Origin of the sequence: Vibrio hangzhouensis (assembly GCF_900107935.1) — a bacterium.
In the GTDB taxonomy this organism is placed as follows: domain Bacteria; phylum Pseudomonadota; class Gammaproteobacteria; order Enterobacterales; family Vibrionaceae; genus Vibrio; species Vibrio hangzhouensis.
The window spans coordinates 104,371-130,140 of the sequence record NZ_FNVG01000013.1; the positions used below are offsets into that span (position 1 = coordinate 104,371).

General features: G+C 47.8%; 26 protein-coding genes. 18 read left to right on the plus strand and 8 right to left on the minus strand.

The annotated features are described in order from the left end of the window. From C4S60_RS14055 to C4S60_RS14075, 5 genes are all read right to left on the minus strand, one after another. Positions 1 to 1,506, minus strand: coding sequence for an inactive transglutaminase family protein (locus C4S60_RS14055; RefSeq protein WP_103880994.1), 1,506 nt, complete (start codon positions 1,504 to 1,506; stop codon positions 1 to 3). Positions 1,507 to 1,559: 53 nt separating this feature from the next. After that, positions 1,560 to 2,294 (minus strand): ATP-dependent zinc protease family protein, encoded by a 735-nt coding sequence (locus C4S60_RS14060; RefSeq protein WP_103880995.1) that lies wholly within the window; start codon positions 2,292 to 2,294, stop codon positions 1,560 to 1,562. 159 nt (positions 2,295 to 2,453) lie between these two features. Then, positions 2,454 to 3,431, minus strand: coding sequence for a tRNA 5-methoxyuridine(34)/uridine 5-oxyacetic acid(34) synthase CmoB (cmoB, locus tag C4S60_RS14065; protein ID WP_103880996.1), 978 nt, complete (start codon positions 3,429 to 3,431; stop codon positions 2,454 to 2,456). Positions 3,432 to 3,479: 48 nt separating this feature from the next. Then, positions 3,480 to 4,208: a carboxy-S-adenosyl-L-methionine synthase CmoA gene (gene cmoA, locus C4S60_RS14070; protein ID WP_103881029.1), complete on the minus strand. Its 729-nt coding sequence runs from the start codon at positions 4,206 to 4,208 to the stop codon at positions 3,480 to 3,482. Between the two features lie 165 nt (positions 4,209 to 4,373). Then, the gene (locus C4S60_RS14075) at positions 4,374 to 5,252 is read right to left on the minus strand and encodes a DUF72 domain-containing protein (RefSeq protein ID WP_103880997.1); all 879 of its coding nucleotides are present in this window, start codon (positions 5,250 to 5,252) and stop codon (positions 4,374 to 4,376) included. A gap of 272 nt (positions 5,253 to 5,524) precedes the next feature. Between C4S60_RS14075 and aspS the strand changes: the two genes are divergently transcribed. The 6 genes from aspS to ruvB all read left to right on the plus strand — a co-directional run bounded on the left by aspS (position 5,525) and on the right by ruvB (position 12,053). After that, positions 5,525 to 7,300: an aspartate--tRNA ligase gene (gene aspS / locus C4S60_RS14080; protein ID WP_103880998.1), complete on the plus strand. Its 1,776-nt coding sequence runs from the start codon at positions 5,525 to 5,527 to the stop codon at positions 7,298 to 7,300. A gap of 150 nt (positions 7,301 to 7,450) precedes the next feature. Beyond that, positions 7,451 to 8,197, plus strand: a complete 747-nt coding sequence (locus tag C4S60_RS14085) for a YebC/PmpR family DNA-binding transcriptional regulator (RefSeq protein ID WP_103880999.1) — start codon at positions 7,451 to 7,453, stop codon at positions 8,195 to 8,197. A 13-nt stretch (positions 8,198 to 8,210) separates the two neighbouring features. Then, positions 8,211 to 8,732 (plus strand): crossover junction endodeoxyribonuclease RuvC, encoded by a 522-nt coding sequence (gene ruvC / locus C4S60_RS14090; RefSeq protein WP_103881000.1) that lies wholly within the window; start codon positions 8,211 to 8,213, stop codon positions 8,730 to 8,732. A gap of 150 nt (positions 8,733 to 8,882) precedes the next feature. Next, on the plus strand, positions 8,883 to 10,310 hold the full coding sequence (locus tag C4S60_RS14095) for a methyl-accepting chemotaxis protein (RefSeq protein WP_103881001.1): 1,428 nt from the start codon (positions 8,883 to 8,885) through the stop codon (positions 10,308 to 10,310). 80 nt (positions 10,311 to 10,390) lie between these two features. Beyond that, positions 10,391 to 11,008, plus strand: a complete 618-nt coding sequence (gene ruvA, locus C4S60_RS14100; RefSeq protein ID WP_103881002.1) for a Holliday junction branch migration protein RuvA — start codon at positions 10,391 to 10,393, stop codon at positions 11,006 to 11,008. 37 nt (positions 11,009 to 11,045) lie between these two features. Continuing rightward, positions 11,046 to 12,053 (plus strand): Holliday junction branch migration DNA helicase RuvB, encoded by a 1,008-nt coding sequence (ruvB, locus tag C4S60_RS14105; RefSeq protein ID WP_103881003.1) that lies wholly within the window; start codon positions 11,046 to 11,048, stop codon positions 12,051 to 12,053. A 216-nt stretch (positions 12,054 to 12,269) separates the two neighbouring features. Here ruvB and C4S60_RS14110 read toward each other — a convergent pair whose 3' ends face one another. The 3 genes from C4S60_RS14110 to C4S60_RS14120 all read right to left on the minus strand — a co-directional run bounded on the left by C4S60_RS14110 (position 12,270) and on the right by C4S60_RS14120 (position 14,617). After that, positions 12,270 to 12,584, minus strand: coding sequence for a glycine zipper family protein (locus C4S60_RS14110; protein WP_103881004.1), 315 nt, complete (start codon positions 12,582 to 12,584; stop codon positions 12,270 to 12,272). Positions 12,585 to 12,790: 206 nt separating this feature from the next. Further along, complete coding sequence (locus C4S60_RS14115) at positions 12,791 to 13,567, minus strand: hypothetical protein (protein ID WP_103881005.1); 777 nt, start codon at positions 13,565 to 13,567, stop codon at positions 12,791 to 12,793. A gap of 114 nt (positions 13,568 to 13,681) precedes the next feature. After that, positions 13,682 to 14,617: a DUF1989 domain-containing protein gene (locus C4S60_RS14120; protein ID WP_103881006.1), complete on the minus strand. Its 936-nt coding sequence runs from the start codon at positions 14,615 to 14,617 to the stop codon at positions 13,682 to 13,684. Positions 14,618 to 15,584: 967 nt separating this feature from the next. Between C4S60_RS14120 and cydA the strand changes: the two genes are divergently transcribed. The 12 genes from cydA (at position 15,585) to nadA (ending at position 25,665) form a co-directional block, all read left to right on the plus strand. Next, a complete protein-coding gene (cydA, locus tag C4S60_RS14125; protein ID WP_103881007.1) occupies positions 15,585 to 17,171 on the plus strand; it encodes a cytochrome ubiquinol oxidase subunit I in 1,587 nt (528 codons plus the stop codon). Between the two features lie 15 nt (positions 17,172 to 17,186). Continuing rightward, positions 17,187 to 18,323 carry a cytochrome d ubiquinol oxidase subunit II gene (cydB, locus tag C4S60_RS14130; RefSeq protein WP_103881008.1) on the plus strand — a complete coding sequence of 379 codons (1,137 nt, stop codon included), beginning with the start codon at positions 17,187 to 17,189 and terminating at the stop codon, positions 18,321 to 18,323. A gap of 12 nt (positions 18,324 to 18,335) precedes the next feature. Beyond that, complete coding sequence (cydX, locus tag C4S60_RS14135; RefSeq protein ID WP_006075291.1) at positions 18,336 to 18,443, plus strand: cytochrome bd-I oxidase subunit CydX; 108 nt, start codon at positions 18,336 to 18,338, stop codon at positions 18,441 to 18,443. Next, entirely contained in the window at positions 18,436 to 18,738 is a 303-nt protein-coding gene (gene ybgE / locus C4S60_RS14140) for a cyd operon protein YbgE (protein ID WP_103881009.1), read from the plus strand. The genes cydX and ybgE overlap by 8 nt, the downstream gene beginning before the upstream one ends. Before the next feature lie 185 nt (positions 18,739 to 18,923). After that, entirely contained in the window at positions 18,924 to 19,343 is a 420-nt protein-coding gene (gene ybgC / locus C4S60_RS14145) for a tol-pal system-associated acyl-CoA thioesterase (RefSeq protein WP_103881010.1), read from the plus strand. Further along, positions 19,333 to 20,019: a protein TolQ gene (gene tolQ, locus C4S60_RS14150; protein WP_103881011.1), complete on the plus strand. Its 687-nt coding sequence runs from the start codon at positions 19,333 to 19,335 to the stop codon at positions 20,017 to 20,019. The genes ybgC and tolQ overlap by 11 nt, the downstream gene beginning before the upstream one ends. Continuing rightward, positions 20,019 to 20,462 (plus strand): ExbD/TolR family protein, encoded by a 444-nt coding sequence (locus C4S60_RS14155; protein WP_103881012.1) that lies wholly within the window; start codon positions 20,019 to 20,021, stop codon positions 20,460 to 20,462. Before tolQ ends, C4S60_RS14155 begins: the two co-directional genes overlap by 1 nt. 13 nt (positions 20,463 to 20,475) lie before the next feature. Further along, entirely contained in the window at positions 20,476 to 21,498 is a 1,023-nt protein-coding gene (tolA, locus tag C4S60_RS14160; RefSeq protein ID WP_103881013.1) for a cell envelope integrity protein TolA, read from the plus strand. A 37-nt stretch (positions 21,499 to 21,535) separates the two neighbouring features. Beyond that, complete coding sequence (tolB, locus tag C4S60_RS14165) at positions 21,536 to 22,864, plus strand: Tol-Pal system beta propeller repeat protein TolB (RefSeq protein ID WP_425275135.1); 1,329 nt, start codon at positions 21,536 to 21,538, stop codon at positions 22,862 to 22,864. A 31-nt stretch (positions 22,865 to 22,895) separates the two neighbouring features. Beyond that, positions 22,896 to 23,420 carry a peptidoglycan-associated lipoprotein Pal gene (gene pal / locus C4S60_RS14170; protein WP_103881015.1) on the plus strand — a complete coding sequence of 175 codons (525 nt, stop codon included), beginning with the start codon at positions 22,896 to 22,898 and terminating at the stop codon, positions 23,418 to 23,420. Between the two features lie 86 nt (positions 23,421 to 23,506). After that, a complete protein-coding gene (ybgF, locus tag C4S60_RS14175; RefSeq protein ID WP_103881016.1) occupies positions 23,507 to 24,292 on the plus strand; it encodes a tol-pal system protein YbgF in 786 nt (261 codons plus the stop codon). Between the two features lie 311 nt (positions 24,293 to 24,603). Further along, positions 24,604 to 25,665, plus strand: coding sequence for a quinolinate synthase NadA (gene nadA, locus C4S60_RS14180; RefSeq protein WP_103881017.1), 1,062 nt, complete (start codon positions 24,604 to 24,606; stop codon positions 25,663 to 25,665). Positions 25,666 to 25,770: the final 105 nt, after the last annotated feature.

A 25,770-nucleotide genomic window follows, 5' to 3' on the forward strand; every position in this document is an offset into this window, starting at 1 on the left:
TCAGTCCTCCGTAAGAGGTTTAAAGCGGCGTAGCTCAGTCAATCGGTAACCCGTGTACGTACCCAGCATCAGAATACCGCCAAGGATCACCAGTTGCAGACCGATAAAGTTAAACGTCAGGTGCTGAATATACGGGTTGGTCATCGCCAGATAGACCAGCACTGCAGTTAGCAGTGAGCCACCGCCCTGTAGTACCACTTCTTTCGCTCCCTCTTCTTCCCACAGAATCGACATACGTTCGATAGTCCATGACAAGATGATCATCGGGAAGAAGGTAATGGACAGACCTTCGGTCAGGCCAATCTTAAAGGCGACAACGGTAAACACAGAGATGATGAGGATTACCGTGATGATGACCGCGGAAATCCGTGCTACCAACAATAAGTTCAGTTTCGACAGGTAGCTTCGAATGACCAGACCTGTTCCAACAATCAATAAGAAGCCGACGATACCGGTGACTAACTGAGTCTGAACGAATGCCACTGCAATCAGCACCGGCATAAAGGTTCCCGAAGTTTTCAGACCTATAAGAATACGTAAGAACACCACAATCAAGGCACCAATTGGAATCAACATGATGGTTTTAAACATCGCTTGTTCTTCCAGTGGCAGACTGTGGATAGAGAAGTTGAGTAGGCCATCGGCATCCACCTTATTGTTGGTGGCCTCAATAGCTGACACTTCTTGAGCTAGCATCGTAAAGTGCACTTTACTGTCTTTACCGCCAACAACGTCAAGCAGAGATACGTTGGATTCATCCCAAACTAACAGATTCTGCTTTTTCTTACCTTCTGAGGCTTGAGGCGAGAATATTTGCCATTTCTGGCCATCCCACACCTGTAGCATTTGCTGACTCGATTGGCGACGACGTCCATCTTCAAGCTCAATAACCCCTACGATTTTGCTTGGTACTTCTGCAAAAGAGATAAGCTTAGAAGCCGCTTGCAACTTAGTCATATTGTTGAGGATAAGTGCAGAGTTCTGGCTGTCCCCATCGTTAAGCGCTTTGATGAGTTCACGAGTAAAGGTGATGTTGTCAGAAGAGCGGGACTTAGCGCGCTCAACCAGAGCGATAGCGGCGGCTTCTTCTGGGCCATCAAATGTAGGTTTAATGATTTCTTCGCTAGGGGGTGTTGAGTTTGCCAGTGCCTGATCGTCTACAAGGAACTGGGTTTTGTAGTAAATGGTCTGAGGACCTTGGGCTTGTCGGATAGACCATTCTGCGCGGCGACCGATGTCTGAATCAACGTAAGAGACGCCGTAACCTGGAGAAGACGCGGATTCGCCAATCAGCGTGAACCCTTCCTGAGTGTAAGGGGCGGCTAGAGAGACTTTTGCTGGTTTTCCAATGGCATTAAACTCCACTCTGGCTTCGATATCCCAAACCTGGCGAGTCTCGCCAGGGGTCCAAGGAACACCATATGTCTCGTGTCTGAGGACACTGAGCGCAATACCTGCGGCGATCAGTAACGCGACTGACAAATAAAACGGAATTCGTGACGTCATAAACAACCTTATTATTCTAATTGCTTTCCCTGAAAGTGTTATTCAAAAGAGGATTATTTGTTAGATGAAAGTATATATTGCTGACTTACATCCACTAAAGCAATATCTTTAATAAATTCTCTTCCTAGTAGTATAGGGTGGGTCATTTGCGAGCGATCCGCCAGTGTAAACTGCGCTTTTTCATGGATTTTTCCTACACGGATCCACAATTCGATGACAGCTCTGCGCTCCATTTTGTCACTGGTGGATTGGCGGATTTTGACGTGTCTGACCACAGGAGCTTCGATCCAGCGTTTTTCTTGCTGTTTTGCCTTGTCGTCGACTAAATGAAATTTAACCCACTGCTTGCCATCACGCTCAAATGCCTGAACGTCAACGGCGTTCAGTGACGAGGTCACGGCACCAGTGTCGACTCGGGCATCGAAAGAGCGGTTTAGCATGTCAATTTCCACTTTTTCAACAGAGCCCAGGACAACCGGGCTGGAAATGGACGGCACGGCGATAATGGCAGGAAGAGGTTTTGACTGGTCGGCACTATCAGAGCCATCCATCTGCTGATTTTCCAGTGCTTCGAGCTTCTCTGTAAGGACAATAATTTCTGACTCTAGACTGTCGATATAGTCAGTCTGGTTACTTAGCTGAAGATCAAGGTTGGTCAGGCGATTTTCAATGCGTTGTTCTGATTGTTCTATTGCAGTTAACGTATTCTGGTGCAGTTCTTGGTGATTGACTGTGGAGCATCCGGAAAGTAAACCGATGGCGACAAGTGGTGCCAAGCGTTTGTACATCTTAAACCCTAAAACAAGTTATGGAACTGGAATAATTTAGCGGGGATTTTAGCTTATCAAACAGGGAGTAGGATACTCCCTATTGTCAGAGCTACGTCAGAGTTATAAGTGGCAGGTCAAATGCTGAAAAGATGTGACACAATCAGCATTATTTTGTCGCTAATTGCTTGGATTTTCAGCAATTAATATTGCACGGCGTGGTGCTGGGTAGCCCTCGACTGTTTTGGAAGGATCGTTCTGGTCCAGGTATTCAGGAAGTGAATTGTGAGTCATCCAGTCAGTCGTACGTTGCTCGTCCGTCGTTGTTACATTTTCATCAACAATACGGACGTTCTCAAAGCCGACTTTCTCAAGCCAAACTTTCAAAGCCAGAGCGGATGGGAAGAAGTAAACGTTTCGCATCTGCGCATAGCGATCGACGGGCACTAAGACGGCGTTCTCATCCCCTTCAATGACCAGAGTTTCCAGCACCAATTCCCCGCCCGGTAGCAACTGATTTTTCAACTGAATCAAATGGTCTAGCGGTGAGCGGCGATGATACAGAACACCCATGCTGAATACGGTGTCAAAGGCTTGTAATTCAGGCAGTTGCTCGATACCCAGTGGGAGTAGGTGAGCACGTTGGTCCCCCCCCATCAGTTTGCGAATTGCTTCAAACTGAACCAGAAAAAGGTGGGACGGGTCGATGCCCACACACAGACGTGCACCTTCACCCAGCATGCGCCACATGTGATAGCCGTTACCACAGCCTACATCCAACACAGAACGGTTTTTCAGTGGTGAGATGTGCGGCAGTACGCGGTCCCATTTCCAGTCTGAGCGCCACTCCGTATCGATGTGAATATCGTGGACGGTATACGGACCTTTGCGCCATGGGTGAAATGTACGCAGTAGGCTCTCCAGTTTTTTCTTTTCACCGACAGAAATTGGCGTTGAATGGCTGATGGTTACGCTGTCTTTGATATCGATTGTGTCAGGCTGACCTAGATCGATTTTTGCCAACGCGCGCAACCAGCGGTCAAAGTCACCGTGTTGTGCATTTTGCCAGTCAGTCAACTGCTGCGGCAGAATATTCAGCCAAGGCTGCAGTCGTGTATCTTGCGCGATAAGCTGGTAAAAATTTGCAAAGTTAAACATGGCGTTCTCTACTTGTTGTTAGTTGGCAAGGAGTCATAAGTCAGGGGGTTACTTGATGGCGAACATCGAACCAAAGTTGAAACACTGGAACCACACTTCATAGCTGCTAAAACCAATGTCTTTAAATCTCTGTTTATGAACAGCGACGGAATCTGGACGCATGACATTCTCAATCGCACTGCGTTTCTGACTGATTTCCAGTTCGCTGTAACCATTGGCTCGTTTGAAGTCATGATGTAAATCGATGAGAAGTTCATTCGCACTCTGATCTTCAAATACATACTTCTCAGAAAGAATCAAAATACCGCCCGGGCGCAGACCTGCATAGATCTTTTCCAACAGCGCCTGACGATCGGCTGGCGATAAGAATTGCAGAGTGAAGTTCAACACAACGACAGAGGCGTCTTTGATGTCGATGTTGCGGATATCGGCCTCTACGACGCTAACCGGAGTGTCTGAGCGATAAGCGTTAACGTGCAGTTTACAGCGTTCAACCATCGCAGATGAGTTATCTACCGCGATGATCTGACAGCCTTCTTGACTGATATTACGGCGCATCGACAATGTGGCCGCACCAAGTGAGCAACCCAAGTCGTAAATGGTGGAATGCGGTTTGGCAAAACGCTCAGCGAGCATACCAATTGCAGAAATAATGTTGCTGTAGCCAGGTACACTACGCTGGATCATATCCGGAAAGACTTCCGCTACTCGCTCATCAAAGGTGAAATCACCAATCTTGTCGATAGGAGCAGAGAAAATGTTGTCTTTATTCTGCATGTTAAGGTTCCCCATTGCCGTTTACGTGTACTCTTTTGATGATTGTCATCAAGAGTAGACGAACTCGCTAAAAATTAGGCGCGATAAAAAAGGCGCGCATTTTACGTCATTTGAGGCGAGATGTCATTACTGCTGTAGCAAGTGGCTTTTATGGCTCAGTTCGCGTTAAAACATTGAAATTTGATGATCATCTCGAAGGCTTGGAAACGTTGGCAGATCAGTCAGGTCGAGGTTTCCAGGCTGAGACACTTTGAATTGATTATAGAGCTTCATTGCCAGTTCTGGCGCTTCCACATTATCGGGTGTGTGAATCATTAAATAAGGCTGTTTGCCCTCTACTATCCATTGAGCGAGTTTTTTCTGCCATGGCTTAAAGAAAGCCAGGTTGGCCTCCATATCTGGGTGCCCGATAAAGCGGATCATTGGATGGTCAGCAGTAGCAATGGCATGCACTGGGACTTTAGGTTTTTTCTCGTGTGCGTCGATGACCGCCGCAGTATCTGGCTTCGCGGCGAATACTGGCCGAGAGTCCATAATAATTCGGTCGATGTGTTCTTCCATTAGCCAATGGTTAAATGCGCGCTCTTCATCAGATTTATTGAAGAAGCCCAAATGACGAACTTCGACTCCAAGTTTCATATCTGAAGGAAACTTGGAACAGAAGTTTTGAAGAGCAGGAAGGTCAGCGGGAGAGAACTTACTGGGCAATTGAATCGTCCACATGCCAATTTTATGATGCAATGGTGCCATCACCTGTAAAAAGGCCAACAGTTCATCCTGGCACTGGTTCAACATACGCTCGTGGGTAATGACTTTAGGGAGTTTGAAGGTAAAGCGAAACTTATCTGAAGTTGCCTGATTCCAACTCGCAACGGTTTTTACGTTAGGGGTAGCGTAAAACGTGGTATTACCTTCGACAGTATGAAATACCGAGGCATAGCGCTCGAGACGCTCTGCTGGTTTGGTGCCTTTGCCGTAGAAAGAATGTTGCCAGTCGCTGTGAGACCACATGGTCAAACCCAATCTCATTTTAAGATCGCTCATATTGATTCCTTTGTCTCATTCCGTCATTTACCGCAGGGCGATAGCAACAGGATTTGTTGATATTTTATTCGTTTCAGGTGTTCTGGCGTGGCAACAGGCAATTAAACACAACAATTCTGTCAAATTAGGTCGATTTTAGACGATTTTCCGAGTATAAATGAACCTTTGATTTTGTGGGTGGTGTTTGAGTAGGCGACATTGACGCCGTCACCCGCAATATAGATTTCATATAAACGTTTTCATATAAACAATCGGAAATTGGGAAATTCATTATGCGTAGCCATTACTGTGGTCACCTGAACAAGTCCCTTGCAGGACAAACTGTAGAACTGTGCGGCTGGGTAAACCGTCGCCGTGATTTAGGCGGTCTTATCTTTATTGATATGCGAGATCGTGAAGGTATCGTTCAGGTTGTTGTTGATCCAGATATGGCTGATGCTTATGAAGTAGCGAACCAACTTCGTAACGAATTCTGCATCAAGCTAACTGGTGAAGTTCGTGTGCGTCCAGAGAGTCAGGTCAACAAAGACATGGCGACCGGTGAAGTTGAGATTATTGCAAAAGGTCTTGAAATCATTAACCGCAGCGACGTACTGCCTTTAGACTTCAACCAAACTAACACTGAAGAACAGCGTCTGAAGTACCGCTACATCGACCTGCGTCGCCCAGAGATGAGTGATCGAATCAAGCTGCGTGCAAAAGCATCTAGCTTTGTGCGTCGCTTCCTGGATGACAACGGCTTCCTGGACATCGAAACGCCAGTACTGACAAAAGCAACGCCAGAAGGTGCTCGTGACTATCTGGTACCAAGCCGTGTTCACAAAGGTTCGTTCTACGCACTTCCTCAGTCTCCACAGCTATTCAAACAGCTACTGATGATGTCTGGTTTCGACCGCTACTATCAAATCGTTAAGTGCTTCCGTGATGAAGACTTGCGTGCTGACCGTCAGCCAGAATTCACTCAGATCGATATCGAAACTTCATTCATGTCGGCTGACCAAGTACGTGAAGTGACAGAAAAAATGGTTCGCGACATGTGGCAAGAGCTACTGAACGTAGACCTGGGTCAGTTCCCGGTAATGCCATTTGCTGAAGCGATTCGTCGTTTCGGTAGCGACAAGCCAGATCTACGTAACCCACTAGAGCTTGTTGACGTTGCTGATCTTCTAAAAGACGTTGAGTTCAAAGTATTCTCAGGTCCTGCTAACGACGAAAAAGGTCGTGTAGCGGTTATCCGAGTCCCAGGCGGCGCTTCACTAACTCGTAAGCAAATCGATGGCTATGCTGAGTACGTAGGTATCTACGGCGCGAAAGGTCTGGCATGGATGAAGGTTAACGACCGTGCAGCGGGCATGGAAGGTATCCAATCTCCAGTGGCTAAATTCCTGAACGAAGATGTGATCAACGGCATTCTTGAGCGTACTAATGCAGAGTCTGGTGACATCATTCTATTTGGCGCAGACAAAGCAAATACGGTTGCAGAAGCAATGGGCGCACTACGTCTTAAGCTGGGTAAAGATCTTGAGCTTACTGACGAGTCTAAGTGGGCACCACTTTGGGTTGTTGACTTCCCAATGTTCGAAGAAGATGATGAAGGTAACCTGCACGCAATGCACCACCCATTCACGTCTCCTCTTGGCGTAAATGCGGAAGAGCTAAAAGCGAATCCGGCAGCCGCTAACTCAAACGCATACGACATGGTTCTAAACGGCTATGAAGTGGGCGGTGGCAGCGTTCGTATCCACAATGCTGAAATGCAGTCAGCAGTATTCGAAATTCTTGGCATCGATGCGCAGGAGCAACGCGAGAAGTTTGGCTTCCTGTTAGACGCGCTTAAGTTCGGTACTCCACCGCACGCCGGTCTGGCATTCGGTCTTGACCGTCTAGTGATGTTGTTATGTGGGACAGAGAACATCCGTGACGTTATCGCATTCCCGAAAACAACCGCAGCAGCGTGTCTGCTAACAGACGCACCAAGCGTAGCAAATCCAGCTGCACTTGAAGAGCTAGCGATTGCTGTAACGGCAGCGAAAGAGAAAGACGCTTAATTACCGGTTGGTTAATTACCCAGCGTTTAGCCTCTTGAGCGAAACCAATTGATGAAAACTCCCGCATTTGCGGGAGTTTTTGTTTTTAAATTCTGTATAGTTATACCAACATAAAAGTAATCCGATTTCATAGAACTCAAAGGATTTATCATGGCAGGCCACAGTAAATGGGCGAACATTCGCCACCGAAAAGCAGCGCAAGATGCCAAGCGAGGCAAGATCTTCACCAAGTTGATTCGAGAAATCGTCGTCGCAGCGAAAGAAGGGGGTGGAGAAGTTGATAATAACCCGAGACTGCGTGCCGCAATTGATAAAGCGCTTTCCAATAATATGACCCGTGACACTGTAAATCGAGCTGTTAGCCGAGGCGCTGGTGGCGAGGGCGATGACAATATGGAAACGGTCATCTACGAAGGTTACGGTCCGGGGGGCACGGCAGTAATGGTTGAGTGTATGACTGACAACCGCAACCGAACGGTATCAGGTGTTCGTCACGCGTTTTCTAAAGCGGGTGGTAATCTGGGCACAGACGGCAGCGTGAATTACCTTTTTGACAAGAAAGGAGTCATTTCTTATGCGCCTGGCCTGGATGAAGACGAAGTGATGGAAGCCGCATTAGAAGGGGGTGCCGATGATATCGAAACTGCTGACGATGGTGCGATTGACGTTTACACGACACCAGCGGATTTTGGCGCGGTCAAAGACGCGTTGGATGCTGCTGGTTATCAGGCAGATAACGCTGAAGTGACGTTAGTACCATCAACGAAAGCGGAACTCGACAAAACTACGGCACCAAAACTGCTTCGTCTTGTCGATGCTCTGGAAGATTTGGATGACGTTCAGGAGGTGTACCATAACGGTGACATTTCTGATGACGTAGCTGCAACCTTAGAATAACTGGCGAGACAAGATGTCAATTATATTAGGAATCGATCCCGGTTCACGTATTACGGGGTACGGTGTTATTCGCCAGCAAGGTAGACACTTACATTATTTGGGAAGTGGCTGTATTCGTACCTCAGAGTCGGAGTTACCTGGCCGATTAAAGCAGATCTATGCAGGGGTTAGCGAGATCATTACCCAATTTCAGCCAGATGTATTCGCGATTGAACAGGTATTCATGGCTAAAAATGCCGATTCTGCCCTTAAGCTGGGTCAGGCTCGCGGAAGTGCCATTGTCGCCGCAGTGAATGCCGATCTTCCGGTTTATGAATATGCTGCCCGATTGATCAAACAAGCTGTGGTAGGCACCGGTGGCGCAGACAAAGCACAAGTGCAGCATATGGTCATGACGATGTTAAAGTTGCCGGCAAAACCGCAAGCGGATGCGGCCGATGCACTGGGTGTGGCGATTTGTCATGCCAACACCAATAAAACTCTCGTTGCTTTGGCAGGTAAAGCAACTGGCGCTAAAAAAGGCCGTTATCGTTAGCGATAGTTTTAACGATAGCTAGCCCACAGTTTTAGAGCCTTTCCTCTAATATCTCTTGTTAATTATTTGTTAACTTCTTAAAATTGGTCCGATGAGTGAAGTCAAAGGACCAATTTTCTGAATACTCGAATAATTAAGGAAAACAACGGTATGTGGCACCATTTTATTTATAACTCTCAACAGCTCTCTCGCAATACCCTCAGAAAAGCAGAGATCACTGCAGTGTTCTCTGTCGTTGCTCTGATTGTCGGACTCTACAGTGCGATTAAGTGGCAGACAAACGGGCACGCTTCGTTATTTCTCACATCTTTAACTCTTGTTGTCATTGAAGTGTTAGCGCTGGCCACGCTTCGGTTCAGCAAAATGATTACGCTGGCTCTCAATATTGGCTTTTTGGGCATGGTGGTTCACGCTATCAACATCATTTACCAAAGTGGCGGTATTGTCGATTCTACCCAGTCATTCTGGGCACCGCTCTTGATTGTGGCTTTCTACCTTTCCGCTTCACGGGCTATGGCTTTAGCGTGGAGCGTTGTCATATTGGTCATCGCGGCTTCAATGACGTATTTGCACACCACGGGATATCACTTCCCGACCATTTTACTTTCCGAGTCCAAGCAAAATATTGAAATCTGGTCGGGGATGTTGCTGCCCCTGTTTGTAATTTGTTTTGCCCAGAACTTTACTTCTAAGCAAAAGGAGAGCGCCATCTCCCGCGCAGAAAAAGCTCAGCAGGAGAGTGCACTGCAAGCGGATAAAGCGTCAGCGGGCGAAAAGAAAATGGACAATATGCTGGTGGCGGTAAATCACAGTGTCCGGGAGTTGGATGAGGTGATCCATCAGGTGAATACGCAGGCCTCTCAGTTAGACAGCAACGTGCAATCTTTGGGAATTAATAGTGCTTCTCAGGCCAGTGCTGCGGAAGAGATGAGTCAGCAGCTCGAACAGTTGTCATCGTTTACCCAGGAGTCGGTGAACTTTATGGAACAAGTTATTGTTCAGACCGAGGCGATTAAACAACAGGCAGAAAGCAGCTCAGATATGTTAAACGCCTCGACGGACGCGATCGCCAACATCGACAACAGCAACCAGAAAGTAGTGTCGGTGATCGAATTGATCACCTCTGTGGCGGAACAGACCAATCTGTTGGCACTCAATGCGGCAATTGAAGCGGCGAGGGCAGGTGAACATGGTCGTGGTTTTGCCGTGGTTGCGGATCAGGTTCGCGAATTGTCTTCGAAAACCAGTAACTCAGTGGAAGAAATCCGCGCCTTGATCAACCACAGCCAGCAGGAAATTGATTCTGGCCAGAAGACAATACAGACCACAGTAACTGAACTGAGCGAGATGATAGAGCAGGTGCAGACCATCTCGTCGGAAATCACTGATCTCAGCCAGTTAGTGACTCAGCAAAACCAAGCGATTGGAGAGTTGGATCAGGCAAGCAGTGATGTCGCGCAATCGGTCGTAGGCAGCAAGGCAATAGCAGAAGACATCCAAACCATCAGTGACCAACTTAACCAGCAGATCAAAGAAGGCACAGAATTATCCGAACGTCTTCGTGCAGTGATGGCCTAAAATTTCATGAGAATAACTGGATACCCATCCAGTTATTCTATATCCTAACCCCTATTGCAATTAACATGAGACATTAAACTGTGATAGGACGATTACGTGGCACTCTTATCGAGAAACAACCGCCAGAACTATTGATTGAGGTGGGTGGCGTTGGCTATGAAGTTCAGATGCCAATGAGCTGTTTCTACGAACTACCAGAAATTGGGCAGGAAGCCATTATCTATACCCACTTTGTGGTGCGTGAAGATGCTCAGTTGCTTTATGGTTTTAACACAGTCCGCGAACGTGCTCTGTTCAGAGAAGTGATTAAAGCAAACGGCGTAGGTCCAAAACTGGGCCTGGGTATTCTTTCCGGTATGTCTGCAAGTCAGTTTGTCTCTTGTGTAGAACGCGAAGATATTTCTACTCTGGTTAAGCTTCCTGGTGTTGGTAAGAAGACGGCGGAACGTCTTGTGGTCGAAATGAAAGACCGCCTTAAGGGGTGGGGCGCTGGCGATCTGTTTACACCTGCAACCGATGCTGCGCCTATGGACAGTGTGTCGGCGATGGCGGCAGACAATGCGGAAGAAGAAGCGGTAAGTGCACTACTTGCTCTGGGCTATAAGCCGACTCAGGCTTCCAAAGTGATTTCTCAGGTCGCAAAACCTGACATGACCAGCGAAGCACTGATTCGTGAAGCACTGCGTGCTATGGTTTAACTATCAGGCTGGATAAAGATCAGAGAGAACCCGTGAAATGATTGAAGCAGATCGCCTAATAGCGCCAGAGAATCCTGTCTTTAAAGATGAAGATGTCATCGACCGAGCGATTCGCCCTAAGAAACTTGCAGATTATGAAGGGCAAGAGCACGTTAGTGATCAGATGGAGATATTCATCAAAGCCGCCCAGCTTCGAAACGAAGCGCTCGACCATTTATTGATATTCGGCCCTCCAGGTCTGGGTAAAACCACTCTGGCCAATATCGTAGCCAACGAGATGGAGGTTAATATCCGAACCACATCAGGGCCGGTCCTTGAAAAAGCGGGAGATTTGGCGGCGCTGTTGACCAACCTGGAAGAGAATGACGTCCTGTTCATTGATGAGATCCACCGCCTGAGCCCGATGGTGGAAGAGGTGCTGTATCCGGCTATGGAAGACTATCAGCTCGATATCATGATCGGTGAAGGCCCGGCGGCTCGTTCAATCAAGATAGATCTGCCTCCGTTCACCCTGATTGGAGCCACCACTAGAGCGGGTTCTCTGACCTCACCGCTGAGAGACCGTTTTGGTATTGTCCAGCGTCTGGAGTATTACAAAATTGCCGATCTGCAGAAAATCGTGCAGCGCAGTGCTGGTTGTCTGGGACTGTCAATGGATCCAGAAGGCGCACTAGAGATAGCACGCCGTGCGCGAGGTACACCACGTATCGCTAACCGCCTGCTAAGACGAGTGCGGGACTATGCAGAAGTGAAGGGTAACGGCCATATTTGTGCCGAGATCGCGGATAAAGCATTGAATATGCTGGATGTCGACCATCAGGGCTTCGACTACATGGACAGGAAGTTGCTATTGGCAATCATGGAGAAGTTCTCCGGTGGACCTGTAGGTCTCGATAACCTGGCCGCAGCTATCGGCGAAGAAAAAGACACCATAGAAGATGTGATCGAACCGTATCTAATCCAACAGGGCTATTTGCAGCGCACCCCGCGAGGCCGAATTGCCTCGGATAGGGCGTATTTGCACTTTGGAATTGATAAGGTTTAGGTGATCGTGCAGCGATAGTTCCAGAATCGCTCTCGTTATCCCCATACTCACCGTCGTCCTCGTTCTCACGGGGGTGACGGATTATTTGTGGTGTCTGTTGCGGCGCGTCGTAGCCTTGGGGTTACCATCTGGACGCTTTTTTTGAGCCAGCTTCTAAGCCAGAAGACTGTCAAAGTTGACAAGGCTTCCCACTAATCTGCTTAGGCAGAAGTTGTATCACCAGAGCTCTGCTTCAATTTCGGCTTCATCCATATCCTCCTGATCCGCGTAGTATTCCAATTCTGCCTCATCGGCAGCCATTTCACACTCGGCGCGGTTATATTCACCGTCAATGACTGCCACACCTGCACCAATTGCCGCGCCCGTACCTGCGTTGCCCGCCACAGCGCCAGCGACCCCACCAATAACTGCACCATCGATAGCATCAGTTAGTGGGGAGCTATAGCACTCATCGATAGCAAAAGCGGGTTGCATTAAGCAGGCAGCAGATAAAGTTGCTATCGCGATAAAAGGGAAGTTCAGTTTAATCATTTCAGTGACCTCGAATGTATTGTTTGGTGGCGGGTAGCCGTTGAGGTGTTAGTTTTCACCCCAATGGAAAAAACCGCCCGGCAAAAGTAGCCTGCCGGACGTAATATGGGTGTTCCAATGAAAAAAAGCGCCGGCGGTTGCTGCCGCGGGCACCCCAAAGCCCCGCATATTGGCGGGGCAGGTGCAGATGTACGGAGTACTGAAACTTAGAATGGGAACTGAACGCCAACTTTTAAGTTGTCGTCACGGCGATCCGCGCGATTGATATACGCATTTTCATACTCTACGTACGGAATCATGTTGTCTAGGCCAGTGAACGTCGCTTTAACTTCAAAGTTGTTCCAGTTCTTTTTGTTTCCGTCAATAGCATTGATCGTTGCGTTTTGTTGGTCAAAATTGATGACCTTCGCGCCTAAGTAGACATTGTCTGTTACCTGCTTACCAGCGAACAAATCGACTCGATTGATTTGCGAGCGCGTTGCGGCTTCACCTTGAGTATCACGATCGACACGGTAGCGCACACTGGTATCAAACAAGCCGTTTAAATGCGAACCTACAGTCAGGCCGTATTTTTGCTCGTCGTTACCGTATTTCTTCGAGACAAGTTCCGCCTCACCAGTCAGATAAACGTGCTTCCAGCCGTATGTATAGTTAATATTGGTTTCCAACTCTTGGTTGTCTTTGGCCTTTACCGACAGACCCGCACCCTGATAGCTCATAAATAGCTTCACGCCAAAGTCCTGACCGCGAAGCGGTACATAGTTCGGGTTTTCAACTTCGTTACCATTACTGTGGGGGAATGGCTCTGGAGACTCGCCGCCGGGCATCTTTACAGTAGGTGAACCTGCGTGCGCTGCGTTATTCATGCTGAATTTAGAGTCAAGCTCTAGGCCCGCTTTAAAGTCACCCGCTTTTGTGTTTGCAAATGCTGCGCCTGTGGCCATTAGTGCACCTACTGATAGTGCGACTGCCGATTTTTTCATCTTGTTACCTCGATTAGTTCAATTTCTTGCGCCAGACATGTTCTGGTCCCAACCCCTTAACCCGGCACAAGGCCGGGTGGGGATTTGGTCTGTGCCAAATATCGAGGTAATTGATTACTTAGGACTCACTTCTTTAGTGTGGATACGATCCCAAACGTAGCCTTTCCAATCCGTGTTGCCGATACCCTGGTGCTGTGGAGCAATACCAGTGTCATACACAGATACGTATACAGGGTTAGGCTCACACTCTGGGAAAGGCGTTGCCTGGTCAGCGTAAGGGCAGTTAGAGACCACGACATACATGTCCATCTCGGCGTAGTACTCACAGCCCACGCCGTCGTCTACAGCCGGTGCTGGTGCGAGCACACAGCGGGCAATGTTGCCGTCTTGAAGTTCAAACTTATTCGGCTGGAACATGTTGATGTCGTTTCGGTCAGAATGGAATTGAACGACACGGCGCTTTTCTTGTTCGTCTTCGATAGCTGCAATTGCAGGTACACGAAGGAAACCGTGCATGAAGTTCTCGTGGCAAGAGTTTACGTTACCCTTGTCGCCATAAAGCATGGTCAGCCAGTCAGCATTACAGTGAGCTGCGAAGAAAATGTGATTGAAGCCTTCGTCTAGTTTTTCGTACGGGAACTCATCTTCTACGAGCGTCGCCATCTTGGAGCAGTTGCCTGATTGCGTCCAGACACCCGAGAATTGACGCTGGTTTAGACCTTCGAATGCCGATGTGTTCAGGTGGTCAGCCCACATAGTAAGATCGGGTGTGACCATTTGTACGTCGATGATTTGCGTACGGCCATTGTGAAGGCTAGGGCGCTGTTCAAAACGGATAACTTGCCCCGCTTTAACAAAGAATGCATTACCAGAATGCGCGTCGAGTAAGTCATCGTACACGTGGCTGCGAGTACCTTCCGATTTAGTGGCACGAACCTTAGCGTAGAACTCCATATCAGGAGCGGCTTTCGCTTCGTAAGTTTTTACCGGATCGATATCAGTGTTGTACTCAGTGTTGATTTGCGCTTGTTTAGCATGTAGGTCACACATATGAATTACCTCGATTTATGTGTGCGTCCCTGCTGATGGTTTGCCGATGCTCCTAATGCATCGTTTAGGGGATTGCCCCTTGTTTTGTTGGAGCTTAAGTCCACAGTTGCCAACGGTTAGCCGGAGCGATAGAGAGCTACCTCGTTTTACGATGAATACGCTTTATCTCGTCGCCGTTGATGAGTTGTAATTTAATGCGAATCCTTTTAATGGGCAAAGCAGTAACCTGTAAGTTTTTTTGAAGGGTTGTGATTCTTTTGTGTAATCTGAGATTGGAGATTTGATGACTGGTATAGCGTTACGCTTTTGCCTGTGTTGCGGAATTCATCTACGTGATGACAACAAAGAAACGGCTGCTTGTTTGGTTGTATGGTTATAAGTCAGGATGAGGGGACTCGAGTGGTACCGAATGAGCGGAATAAGGGGTATGTAAGAATGTTTCGGCTATTTCGTCACCGCTTTGAAATTGTTTTTCTGCCGGGCGCTTATTGAACTGCATATTTGTAAAGTAATATTTCAATTATACGGCTTTATATTAACCCCGCATTCCATTGTGTGCTTTTATTAAATTGTGAGTTTGATTTCACATCAATTCTCTCAATGGCTATAATGCCTTGCTACTAAAGGGGTATTTCCTCTTTTGCTTCTTTCATTATGCCCCCCCAATTTGGTTACAAATGTCTCCCAAGTTTGACTCACATCAATGTGATTAAAGATCGTACAATGAACTTTCTCTGTTTGTTGATGTAAATCAAAGCATCTCTGTAAATAAACCTTTTGAAAGTGAATCAATTTACCAGTAATATTAGCGCCAGCTATATTAGCGCAAGCTTAACAATTAACTAACCATTGAGGTACATTTTTGCAACAAGGATGATGATTTGCTCAACAAGTTTAATCTCTATTAAACAAAGTCCTTGGAGCTAAATGTAGAAAGTGTCGTTCAGCCGACACAAAAGGAGTTTCCATGATAGACGTTGTTGATCTGTCGAGATTGCAATTTGCACTCACGGCAATGTATCACTTCCTGTTCGTTCCATTGACTCTCGGTATGGCTTTCCTTCTGGCCATCATGGAGTCCCTCTACGTAATGACCAACAAGCAAATCTACAAGGACATGACAAAGTTCTGGGGTAAGCTGTTTGGTATTAACTTCGCCCTGGGTGTGGCCACCGGTCTGACCATGGAATTCCAGTTTGGTACTAACTGGTCATACTATTCCCATTATGTGGGCGATATCTTCGGCGCGCCTCTGGCGATCGAAGCGCTCGTTGCCTTCTTCCTCGAATCCACCTTTGTCGGACTCTTCTTCTTCGGATGGGACAGGCTTTCAAAACGTCAACACTTAGCTGTAACCTGGCTGGTTGCACTGGGCTCGAACTTCTCAGCACTATGGATCCTTGTCGCCAACGGCTGGATGCAACACCCTGTCGGTGCAGAGTTCAACTTCGAAACCATGCGTATGGAAATGGTCAGCTTTGCGGAAGTGGTACTCAATCCTGTTGCTCAGGTTAAGTTTGTCCACACCGTAGCATCAGGCTATACAACAGGTGCGATGTTCGTCCTTGGCATCAGTTCGTACTACTTATTGAAAGGCCGTGATATTGCGTTTGCTCGTCGTTCGTTCGCTATTGCAGCCTCATTCGGTATGGCATCGATTCTTTCTGTCATCGTACTGGGTGATGAATCTGGTTACGAATTAGGTGATGTTCAAAAAGTGAAACTGGCTGCGATTGAAGCCGAGTGGCATACAGAGCCGGCTCCTGCTGCGTTTACTTTATTCGGCCTGCCAAACCAGGACGAAATGCATACAGATTATGCAGTGAAGATCCCTTATGTGATGGGCATTATCGCCACGCGTTCATTGGATACACCAGTAACGGGCCTTCGTGACCTTCGCGAGGAGCACGTTGATCGTATCCGTACAGGTATGTATGCCTATGAGCTTCTTGAAAAACTGCGTGCCGGTGATCGTACTGACGAAAACCTGGCGGCGTTTGACGAAGTGAAGAATGACCTTGGCTATGGCTTATTGCTGAAGCGTTACACTGAGAACGTCGTCGATGCGACGGAAGAGCAAATTCAGGCTGCTGCGGATGACTCTATCCCTAAAGTTTGGCCGCTGTTCTGGTCGTTCCGTATCATGGTCGGCTGTGGTTTCATCATGCTGTTCGTATTTGGTGCTGCGTTTATTCAAACGTGTCGCCAGAAAATTGAGCAGAAGAAATGGATCCTTAAAGCCACGCTCTTCAGTATCCCACTACCTTGGATTGCAATCGAGGCAGGGTGGTTTGTCGCTGAGTACGGACGTCAGCCGTGGGCGGTTGGTGAAATCCTACCTACTCACGTTGCGGCATCAGCACTGACAGTAGGTCAGCTATGGACCTCATTGTTTGCCATTATCGCCCTATATACAGTGTTCCTGATTGCAGAAGTTTACCTGATGGTGAAATTCGCACGTAAAGGACCAAGTAGCTTGAAGACCGGTCGCTACCACTTCGAACAGAACGTCGATTCGGTAGAGAACAAAGTTAGTCGCCAAGTAGAAGCGTAAGCAAGGAGAAAAAGAATGTTTGATTACGAAGTCTTACGACTCATCTGGTGGATCTTAATTGGTGTACTACTGGCTGGTTTCGCCATCACAGATGGATTTGATATGGGGGTAGGTGCGTTAGTACCTATCCTGGGTAAAACCGATAACCAACGCCGTGTGATGATTAACTCTATCGCCCCACACTGGGACGGTAACCAGGTTTGGTTGATCACTGCGGGTGGTGCACTCTTTGCAGCCTGGCCATTAGTTTACGCAACGTCGTTCTCTGGTTTCTACTTTGCGATGATTGTGACACTGGCGGCATTGTGGCTACGTCCAATTGGCCTGGACTATCGTTCAAAACTGGAAGACACCAAGTGGCGTAACGCCTGGGATATTGCTATCTCAATCAGTGGTTTTGTTCCGCCAATCATCTTCGGTGTGGCGTTTGGTAACCTGCTACAGGGTGTGCCATTCCAGCTAAGCGACTTTATGATGCCAACTTACCACGGTTCGTTCTTTGGACTGCTTAACCCATTCGCACTGTTGTGTGGTCTGGTGAGCCTGTTCATGATCCTGCTACAAGGTTCTACCTGGCTACAAATGAAAACAACCGGTGATATCCATACTCGTGCCCGTAACACGGCACAGCTGATGGGGCTACTAACGGTGGTAGCGTTTGTGGCGGCGGGTTTCTGGATTCAAACGATTGATGGCTACGTTGTTGTAGGCAGCATTGATGGAAACGCTGCGTCAAATCCTCTGAATAAAGAGGTGGTGCGTGAAGCGGGTGCATGGATGGCAAACTTTGAGAAATATCCACTACTATGGATTGCTCCAGCACTGGGTGTGGTAATGCCTCTGCTAGCGGTTCTGGCTTCTCGTCTTGAGAAATGTGCAGTGTCGTTCATCGCTTCTTCTCTGGCAAACGGTGGCATCATCTTTACTGCAGGCTTTGCAATGTTCCCATTCATCATGCCTAGCAGCATGAATCCAAGCCACAGCTTGACCATGTGGGATGCGACTTCAAGTGAGTTGACTCTGAATCTGATGACGGCAGTTGCGTTTGTGATGGTTCCGGTCATCCTGAGCTACACAGCCTGGACCTACTATAAGATGTTTGGTCGTCTTGATGACAAGTTCATCGAAGAAAACAAAAATTCACTTTACTAAGGAGTATTGACTATGTGGTATTTCGCTTGGATCTTAGGTGTACTGCTAGCGTGTGCGTTTGGCATCATCAATGCGCTTTGGCTAGAACACAGTGAGATGATGGACGAAGACAGTGAGTAAGCTTAACCAACAGTTAGAGCAGCTTCACAAACCCATGGATAAGGTGCTGCTACGGGCCTTATCTCTCCTGCTTGGTTTTGCCAATGTCGGGTTGTTTATGTGGAGTCCTGAACAATACGCCGACGCAATTGGTGGTTTTTCACCTTTGTTAGGCTTTCTGTTTGTCCTGTCTGTCTGTGCCAGTATGGTTTATGGCATTGGCTTCAGGCCCAGATTCTGGCTTTGGCAGGGGGTATTCAGTCCCTACCTGTCACTAACTGTATTGAGTTACTTGACGTTAATGTACGTTATCTAGCAAAAACCCGAGTGTAAACTCGGGTTTTTTCGTTCTAAAACACACCAGGTTTTAGAAAATTGATAATAACTTTATCAATTGGATGTAAATTTTGGCACTTTAATCAAAAATTTTTGTCAGCACTTATAACAAACACAATCACTTGCGTTATATTAGAGCGTAGTTTTTATTAGGGATTTACTGGTTTGTCTCACTTATCATCGTATTTCGAGTTCCCCGTCACCGTCTATTATGAAGACACGGATGCCGGTGGTGTCGTCTACCATTCGAACTATCTCAATTTTTTTGAACGTGCGAGAACCGAACTGCTGCGCAGCAGGGGAGTGAATCAGCGCGTACTCCTCGAACAGCATACCGGGTTTGTTGTTCGTCATATGGATATCGATTTCATTCGTGGTGCGAGACTTGACGATCATCTGACAGTGAATACTCACATTTCTGAATTCAAACGTGCATCATTAACATTTCAACAAGAAATTGTTGATGTGGAAGGTGTGACAATTGCCAAAGCACTCGTTAAAGTGGCATGTATTGATAATGTTAAAATGAAGCCGAAGGCGATTCCTTCGACGATCTTAGTGGAGTTAAAAGACAGTGACGGCTGATATTTCGTTTTTAGACCTCTTTTTGCAAGCGAGTCTACTGGTAAAATTGGTAATGTTGATTCTGCTTGGGATGTCAGTCGTATCGTGGGCGATGATCATCAAGCGCAGTAAGGTCCTTAAAGAGGCGACCAAGGAATCAGACCAGTTTGAAGATAAGTTCTGGTCGGGTGCGGATTTGTCACAAATCTATCAAGATGTCAAAAAGCGCAAAGATGAGCTTTCTGGCACGGAAGAGATTTTTTACAGCGGTTTTACCGAGTTCCTTCGTCTTCGTAAATCAAACGCAGACTCTCCGGCATTTATTATGGAAGGTACAGGACGCTCCATGCGCGTTGCTGTGTCACGTGAAGTAGAAGAGCTGGAAACTAGCTTGCCATTCCTTGCTACGGTTGGCTCGATTTCTCCTTATATCGGCCTGTTTGGTACCGTCTGGGGTATCATGCACGCTTTTATCGCACTGGGTGAAGTTAAGCAGGCTACGCTTGCTATGGTGGCACCGGGTATCGCTGAGGCACTGATTGCAACGGCGATGGGGCTGTTTGCTGCGATTCCGGCTGTTATGGCTTACAACCGTCTAAGTAACAAGGTCAGTAAGCTCGAGCACAACTACGCGACTTTCTCAGAAGAATTCCACAGTATTTTGCACCGACAAGCAATGGCGGGTAGGGAGCAGTAATGGCTGGCTACCAACCCAAAAAACGCAAGCTTACCTGTGAGATCAACGTCGTACCTTATATCGACGTGATGTTGGTTCTGCTCATCATTTTCATGGTGACCTCGCCTTTTGTTACACAAGGCGTAGATGTCGAGCTCCCAAAAACATCAACAGCGAAACCGGCTTCTGAGCTGGCGGGTGACAGTGATGCCAGTTTCATCATTGTTGAAGTCGATCGCGATGGCAACCTGGGCTTGAGTGTCAACAACGAAGATGTGCAGCGTGGTCTCAGTCTCCAGGACATCATTGTCCGGGTAAGGGCAGAGCTATCGATCAATCCAAATTCACCTGTTGCGGTGGGGGGCGATGCCGCTACACCTTATGCCGAGGTGGTTTTGTTGTTGGATGAATTAAGTCGGGCGGGGATCCCTAAAGTAGGCCTGCTAACGGACATTAGGGAATAGTCATCGCATCTGTATGAAAAGCCATAAGAACAAAAGAAACAGCTACGGAAAGCCAATTGCGATCTCTTTGTTTGCACACGCAATGCTGGTCGCAGCGTTATTGTGGGGCACTGACTTCACAATGAACAAAGCTGAGCCTACAGGCATGGTGCAGGCAGTGGTCATTGACCCGGCCAAGGTACGTCAGCAAGCCGCTGAAATTAAAAAACAGCGCGCAACGGCGGCGAAGAAAGAACAAGATCGCTTAGACAAATTGCGTCGTGAAAGTGAACAGCTTGAACGCAACCGCAAAGAGGAAGAGGAGCGTATCCGTAAACTGAAAGAGCAGAAAGCGAAAGATGATCAGGCTGCTCGTGAAGCCGAAAAACGTCGCCTGGTCGAAAAAGAACGTGCGGCGAAAGCAGAAGCAGAGCGGAAAGCGAAAGAAGAAGCGGTGCGCGTTGCCGAGCAGCAACGTCTGGCGAAAGAAGCGGCTATTGCTAAAGCCGAGCAAGAGCGTTTGGCGAAGGAAAAAGCGGTCAAGGAAGCACAAGAAAAAGCCCTGCGCGAGAAAGAGGCTGCTGAGCGTGCTGAGCGTGAACGTATTGCCAAAGAGAAAGCTGCGAAGGAAGCCGCTGAAAAAGCACTTATTGAAAAAGAGCGTCTGCAGCAACTGGAGCGTGAACGTCAGGAGCAAGAGGCGGCACTAGACAATATCTTCTCCGGACTTGAGAGCGAGGCGGCACTGAACACTACTGCACGCTCGAAACATGTAACGTCGGAAGTGCAGCGTATGGGGGCGATTTACACTCAGCTTATCCAGCAAAACCTGCTTTTAGAGGACAGTTTTCGGGGAAAGCAATGTCGAGTTAACTTGAAGCTGATACCTGCGGGTAGCGGTGCCATCGCTGGTCAAGTTGCTGTGCTCGACGGTGATAGCAGACTTTGCTCAGCGACAAAGCGTGCAATTGCACAGGTAGGTACGTTTCCGCTCTCAAAAGAGGCGGACGTGAACCAACAACTTAAGAACATCAATCTGACTGTAGTTCCAGAGTAAAAAGGAAGAGCGCGTGATTAAGCGAATACTAATAGGAATGGCAATGGTGGTGAGCCTCGCGGCGCAAACTGCAAATGCCGCTTTAGAACTGGTAATTACCGATGGTATCGATTCAGCAAGGCCCATCGCTATTGTTCCGTTTAAATGGGAAGGTGAGGGTAAGCTTCCACACGACGTGTCGGCAGTCATATCGTCAGATTTGCAGCGTAGTGGCAAGTTTAGTCCTATCGCAACCAGCAAAATGCCGCAAACACCTTACGATGCGAACAACATCAATTTTGAAGCATGGACTTCTATCGGCGTCGACTCATTGTTAACCGGCACCATCGTTAAAAACGCCGAAGGCAGCTACGATGTCAGTTATCAACTGGTAGACGTTGTTCGTGGACAGTTAACGGGTGGCAAGTCCAAAGCACTGAGCGGCGACGGACAGCTGGTACTGTCTAACGATCACGTGTTATTCAAGAAAAAGGCCACAGTACCAGGCAATCGCCTGCGTGAGTATGCCCACCGTATTTCAGATTTGGTTTACGAAGAGCTGACGGGAGAGCGTGGCGCATTCCTGACGCGTATTGCTTATGTGGTTGTTAACGACAAAGACGCTTACCCATATCAGCTGCGTATCGCGGATTACGATGGATATAACGAGAGACTGGTGCTGCGTTCTAAGCAACCACTAATGTCTCCGGCCTGGTCTCCAGATGGCAAAAAACTGGCGTATGTCAGCTTCCAGAATGGCCAGTCTGAGATTTTCATCATGAATATCTATACCGGCAAACGTGAAAAAATCACCTCGTTCCCACGTCATAATGGTGCGCCAAGATTCTCTCCGGATGGCAAGACGTTAGCACTGACCTTGTCAAAAACTGGGCAACTACATGTATATACGTTAAACCTTGAAACAAGAAAACTGCGCCAAATTACTGGGGGCAGGTCAAATAATACAGAACCGTTCTGGAAACCAGAGGGTAATTCCCTTATTTTTACGTCGGATAGGGGTGGTAACCCTCAGATTTATGAAGTAAATTTGTCTGATGGTAAAACCAAACGAATCACATGGCAGGGTAGACAAAACCTCGGCGGGCAGATCACCCCTGATGGTCGCTACCTGGTAATGGTGAACCGTTCCAACTCTGGGTTTAATCTTGCAAAACAAGATCTTGAAACAGGCTCGGTACAAATTCTCACCAAAACACTGCTAGATGAGTCACCAAGCATCGCTCCTAACGGCGGCATGGTGATATACAGCTCTATCTATAACAAAACTAACGTCCTTTCTATGGTTTCCATCGATGGGCGATTTAAAGCTAGATTACCGGCAACGAACGGGCGCGTAAGAGCTCCTGCATGGTCACCGTTTTTGTAGCAGTTAAATTTTTTAGGTTAAGGAAATAACAATGCAATTAAACAAAGTTTTTAAGGGGTTGCTAATCGCACTACCAGTTCTTGCTATGACAGCATGTAGCTCAAGTGACGACGCAGCATCATCTACTGGTGCGGAAACAACGAACCAACAGCAGCAAGAAACCGTTGTTGCAACACCAATCGATGAGAATGCACAACTTTCTGAGCAAGAGCTGAAAGAAAAAGCACTTCGCGAAAACCAAACTATCTACTTCGCATTCGATAACTCTGTTATCGCGGGTGACTACGAAGATATGCTTGCAGCTCACGCAGCATACCTAAGCAAAGACCCATCGCTAAAAGTGACTATCGAAGGTCACGCTGACGAGCGCGGTACTCCAGAATACAACATCGCTCTAGGTGAGCGTCGTGCGCAAGCTGTAGCGAAATACATCCAGGCTCTTGGTGTTCAAGCTGACCAAATCGCTATCGTAAGCTATGGCGAAGAGAAGCCTCTAGTACTAGGTCAATCAGAAGACGCGTACGCGAAAAACCGTCGCGCTGTTCTAGTATACTAATCAAATCTGCTTAAGATTTAAGATGTTGCAGCCTAAGGGCTGCAACGATTAGCCCTTAAGCCACGGCAATTGAGGTAATTACCTTTATGAAAAGTAACATTAAGCGCGTTGTTACGCTTACGTTACTAGCCGGCACAGCAAGCACTGCGTTTGCTGCGAAAGCACCGGTTACCGACCTGAGCGCAACATCTTCTTCGGCAACCGCTGCCACCATTACAGCGGCACATGCCGCCAACGAGACAGACGTTCAACGACTAGAGCGCCTGCTTCAGAATCGCAATCGAGTACAACTGCAAATGCAGCAGCAACTCGACGAAATGACGCAAGAAATCGCAACCCTGCGCGGCCAGTTAGAGCGTAACAGCTACGAGATGGACCAGATGTTGCAGCGTCAGCGAGAACTCTTTATTGAGATCGATAAACTTCGCTCTCGGGCTGGCGCAGCCGCGGTTGCCGCTCCTGTTGCCAAAGAAGCCAACCAACCACAGGGCAAATTCAGTACCGATGCCGATGAGCAAACCGCTTATCAAAATGCCGTCGATCTGATCCTGAAAAAGCGTGATTATGCAGGCGCTATTGAAGCCTTCAAGCAGTTTCAGAAAGACTACCCAGAATCGACGTTTATGCCTAACACCCATTACTGGTTAGGTCAGCTTTACTTTGCGAAGCGTCAGGACGCAGAAGCGGAGAAGAGCTTTAAAGCCGTGCTCGGATTTAAAGATTCTAACAAACGCGCCGATGCGTTAGTGAAGCTGGGTGACCTCGCTAAACGTGGTAACAAAGCCGACGAAGCGAAAAAATACTACGAGCAAGTCATTGCCGAATACCCAGGCAGTTCATCCGCGAAGGTCGCTAAATCCAACTTAAAATAGTATCTGTTGGATAGAAGGGAGTCCGTAAGGGCTCCTTTTTGGTTTTTGGTTCCTGGTTGCTGGTTGCTGGTTACTGGGTGCTGGTTTTTGGTTTCTGGCTGCTGGTTTCTGGTTCCTAGGGCCTAGAACCCAGAACCTAGTTCCCGATTCCTGGTTCTTAGTTCCCCTTTTCCCCCAAACCATCGTAAGCTTTGACTGTTCAGCCTAGTTTCTATTCAACTTTGGTCGATTCTCTTTGGCCTGCCTTTGTCCTTACGTTCATATCGGTGTACAATGCTCGGACTATTTGGAAGTAGCATAGAGCAAGCGCTATGAGCCACATCTTAGACACGATTGAAACGGCATACCCGTTTCCCCCGAAGCCTGTTCCGTTGACTGACGACGAGAAGCAGCAATACATCGCAAGCATCAAATCGCTATTAAAAGAAAAAGACGCGGTATTGATTGCCCACTATTATACCGATCCTGAAATCCAGGCTCTGGCTGAGGAGACCGGCGGTTTTGTTGGTGACTCTCTGGAGATGGCCAAGTTCGGTAACCGCCATGAAGCCTCGACGCTTATCATTGCTGGCGTCCGCTTTATGGGCGAATCAGCCAAGATCCTGACTCCAGAAAAACGCATCCTGATGCCGACTTTAGAGGCGGAATGTTCATTGGATTTAGGTTGCCCGGCAGACAAGTTCGCTGAATTTTGTGACGCTCACCCTGACCACACGGTGGTGGTGTACGCCAATACTTCTGCGGCAGTGAAAGCACGTGCAGACTGGGTGGTAACCTCAAGCATCGCGCTTGAAATCGTTGAACACCTGGATGGCGAAGACAAGCCAATCATCTGGGGTCCGGACCGTCATCTGGGTTCTTATATAGCTAACCAAACTGGCGCCGACATGTTGCTTTGGCAAGGTGAGTGCATCGTTCACGACGAGTTCTCTTCCAAAGCACTAAAAGACATGAAGTCGGTGTATCCAGACGCAGCGATCCTGGTGCACCCGGAATCACCCGCCAGCGTTGTCGAACTGGCGGATGCTGTCGGTTCGACCAGCCAGCTTATCAAAGCTGCAAAAGAGCTACCGAACAAGCAGCTTATCGTCGCGACTGACAAAGGCATTTTCTTTAAGATGCAGCAGTTAGTACCTGAGAAGGAGCTGATTGAGGCGCCAACAGCAGGTGCCGGTGCGACATGCCGCAGCTGTGCACATTGTCCCTGGATGGCAATGAACGGTCTGAAAGCCATCGAGAAAGCGTTACGTGACGGTGGTGAAGAGCACGAAATCTTTGTTGATGAAGCGTTGCGTGTTAAATCTCTGATTCCACTGAACCGCATGCTGGATTTTGCAGAGCAACTGCAAATCAAAGTAAAAGGTAATGCCTAAGCGTTGATAGAGTTATCCAGATAACATTCTTAAATAAAACCAGTCTTCGGACTGGTTTTTTCATATATGCTTATAGCAAAGTGCCGTCTAACCATAGGGACATCA

What these genes read in the sequence shown, in the direction of transcription:
- nadA (WP_103881017.1), top strand. Translation starts at nt 24,604, where the DNA reads ATGAGCCACATCTTAGACACGATTGAAACGGCATACCCGTTTCCCCCG.
- ybgF (WP_103881016.1), top strand. Translation starts at nt 23,507, where the DNA reads ATGAAAAGTAACATTAAGCGCGTTGTTACGCTTACGTTACTAGCCGGC.
- tolB (WP_425275135.1), top strand. Translation starts at nt 21,536, where the DNA reads ATGGCAATGGTGGTGAGCCTCGCGGCGCAAACTGCAAATGCCGCTTTA.
- cydX (WP_006075291.1), top strand. Translation starts at nt 18,336, where the DNA reads ATGTGGTATTTCGCTTGGATCTTAGGTGTACTGCTAGCGTGTGCGTTT.
- C4S60_RS14095 (WP_103881001.1), top strand. Translation starts at nt 8,883, where the DNA reads ATGTGGCACCATTTTATTTATAACTCTCAACAGCTCTCTCGCAATACC.
- C4S60_RS14075 (WP_103880997.1), bottom strand. Translation starts at nt 5,252, where the DNA reads ATGAGCGATCTTAAAATGAGATTGGGTTTGACCATGTGGTCTCACAGC.
- C4S60_RS14155 (WP_103881012.1), top strand. Translation starts at nt 20,019, where the DNA reads ATGGCTGGCTACCAACCCAAAAAACGCAAGCTTACCTGTGAGATCAAC.
- cydA (WP_103881007.1), top strand. Translation starts at nt 15,585, where the DNA reads ATGATAGACGTTGTTGATCTGTCGAGATTGCAATTTGCACTCACGGCA.
- C4S60_RS14115 (WP_103881005.1), bottom strand. Translation starts at nt 13,567, where the DNA reads ATGAAAAAATCGGCAGTCGCACTATCAGTAGGTGCACTAATGGCCACA.
- C4S60_RS14055 (WP_103880994.1), bottom strand. Translation starts at nt 1,506, where the DNA reads ATGACGTCACGAATTCCGTTTTATTTGTCAGTCGCGTTACTGATCGCC.
- cydB (WP_103881008.1), top strand. Translation starts at nt 17,187, where the DNA reads ATGTTTGATTACGAAGTCTTACGACTCATCTGGTGGATCTTAATTGGT.
- ruvC (WP_103881000.1), top strand. Translation starts at nt 8,211, where the DNA reads ATGTCAATTATATTAGGAATCGATCCCGGTTCACGTATTACGGGGTAC.
- tolA (WP_103881013.1), top strand. Translation starts at nt 20,476, where the DNA reads ATGAAAAGCCATAAGAACAAAAGAAACAGCTACGGAAAGCCAATTGCG.
- C4S60_RS14110 (WP_103881004.1), bottom strand. Translation starts at nt 12,584, where the DNA reads ATGATTAAACTGAACTTCCCTTTTATCGCGATAGCAACTTTATCTGCT.
- pal (WP_103881015.1), top strand. Translation starts at nt 22,896, where the DNA reads ATGCAATTAAACAAAGTTTTTAAGGGGTTGCTAATCGCACTACCAGTT.
- cmoB (WP_103880996.1), bottom strand. Translation starts at nt 3,431, where the DNA reads ATGTTTAACTTTGCAAATTTTTACCAGCTTATCGCGCAAGATACACGA.
- C4S60_RS14085 (WP_103880999.1), top strand. Translation starts at nt 7,451, where the DNA reads ATGGCAGGCCACAGTAAATGGGCGAACATTCGCCACCGAAAAGCAGCG.
- cmoA (WP_103881029.1), bottom strand. Translation starts at nt 4,208, where the DNA reads ATGCAGAATAAAGACAACATTTTCTCTGCTCCTATCGACAAGATTGGT.
- C4S60_RS14120 (WP_103881006.1), bottom strand. Translation starts at nt 14,617, where the DNA reads ATGTGTGACCTACATGCTAAACAAGCGCAAATCAACACTGAGTACAAC.
- aspS (WP_103880998.1), top strand. Translation starts at nt 5,525, where the DNA reads ATGCGTAGCCATTACTGTGGTCACCTGAACAAGTCCCTTGCAGGACAA.
- ruvB (WP_103881003.1), top strand. Translation starts at nt 11,046, where the DNA reads ATGATTGAAGCAGATCGCCTAATAGCGCCAGAGAATCCTGTCTTTAAA.
- C4S60_RS14060 (WP_103880995.1), bottom strand. Translation starts at nt 2,294, where the DNA reads ATGTACAAACGCTTGGCACCACTTGTCGCCATCGGTTTACTTTCCGGA.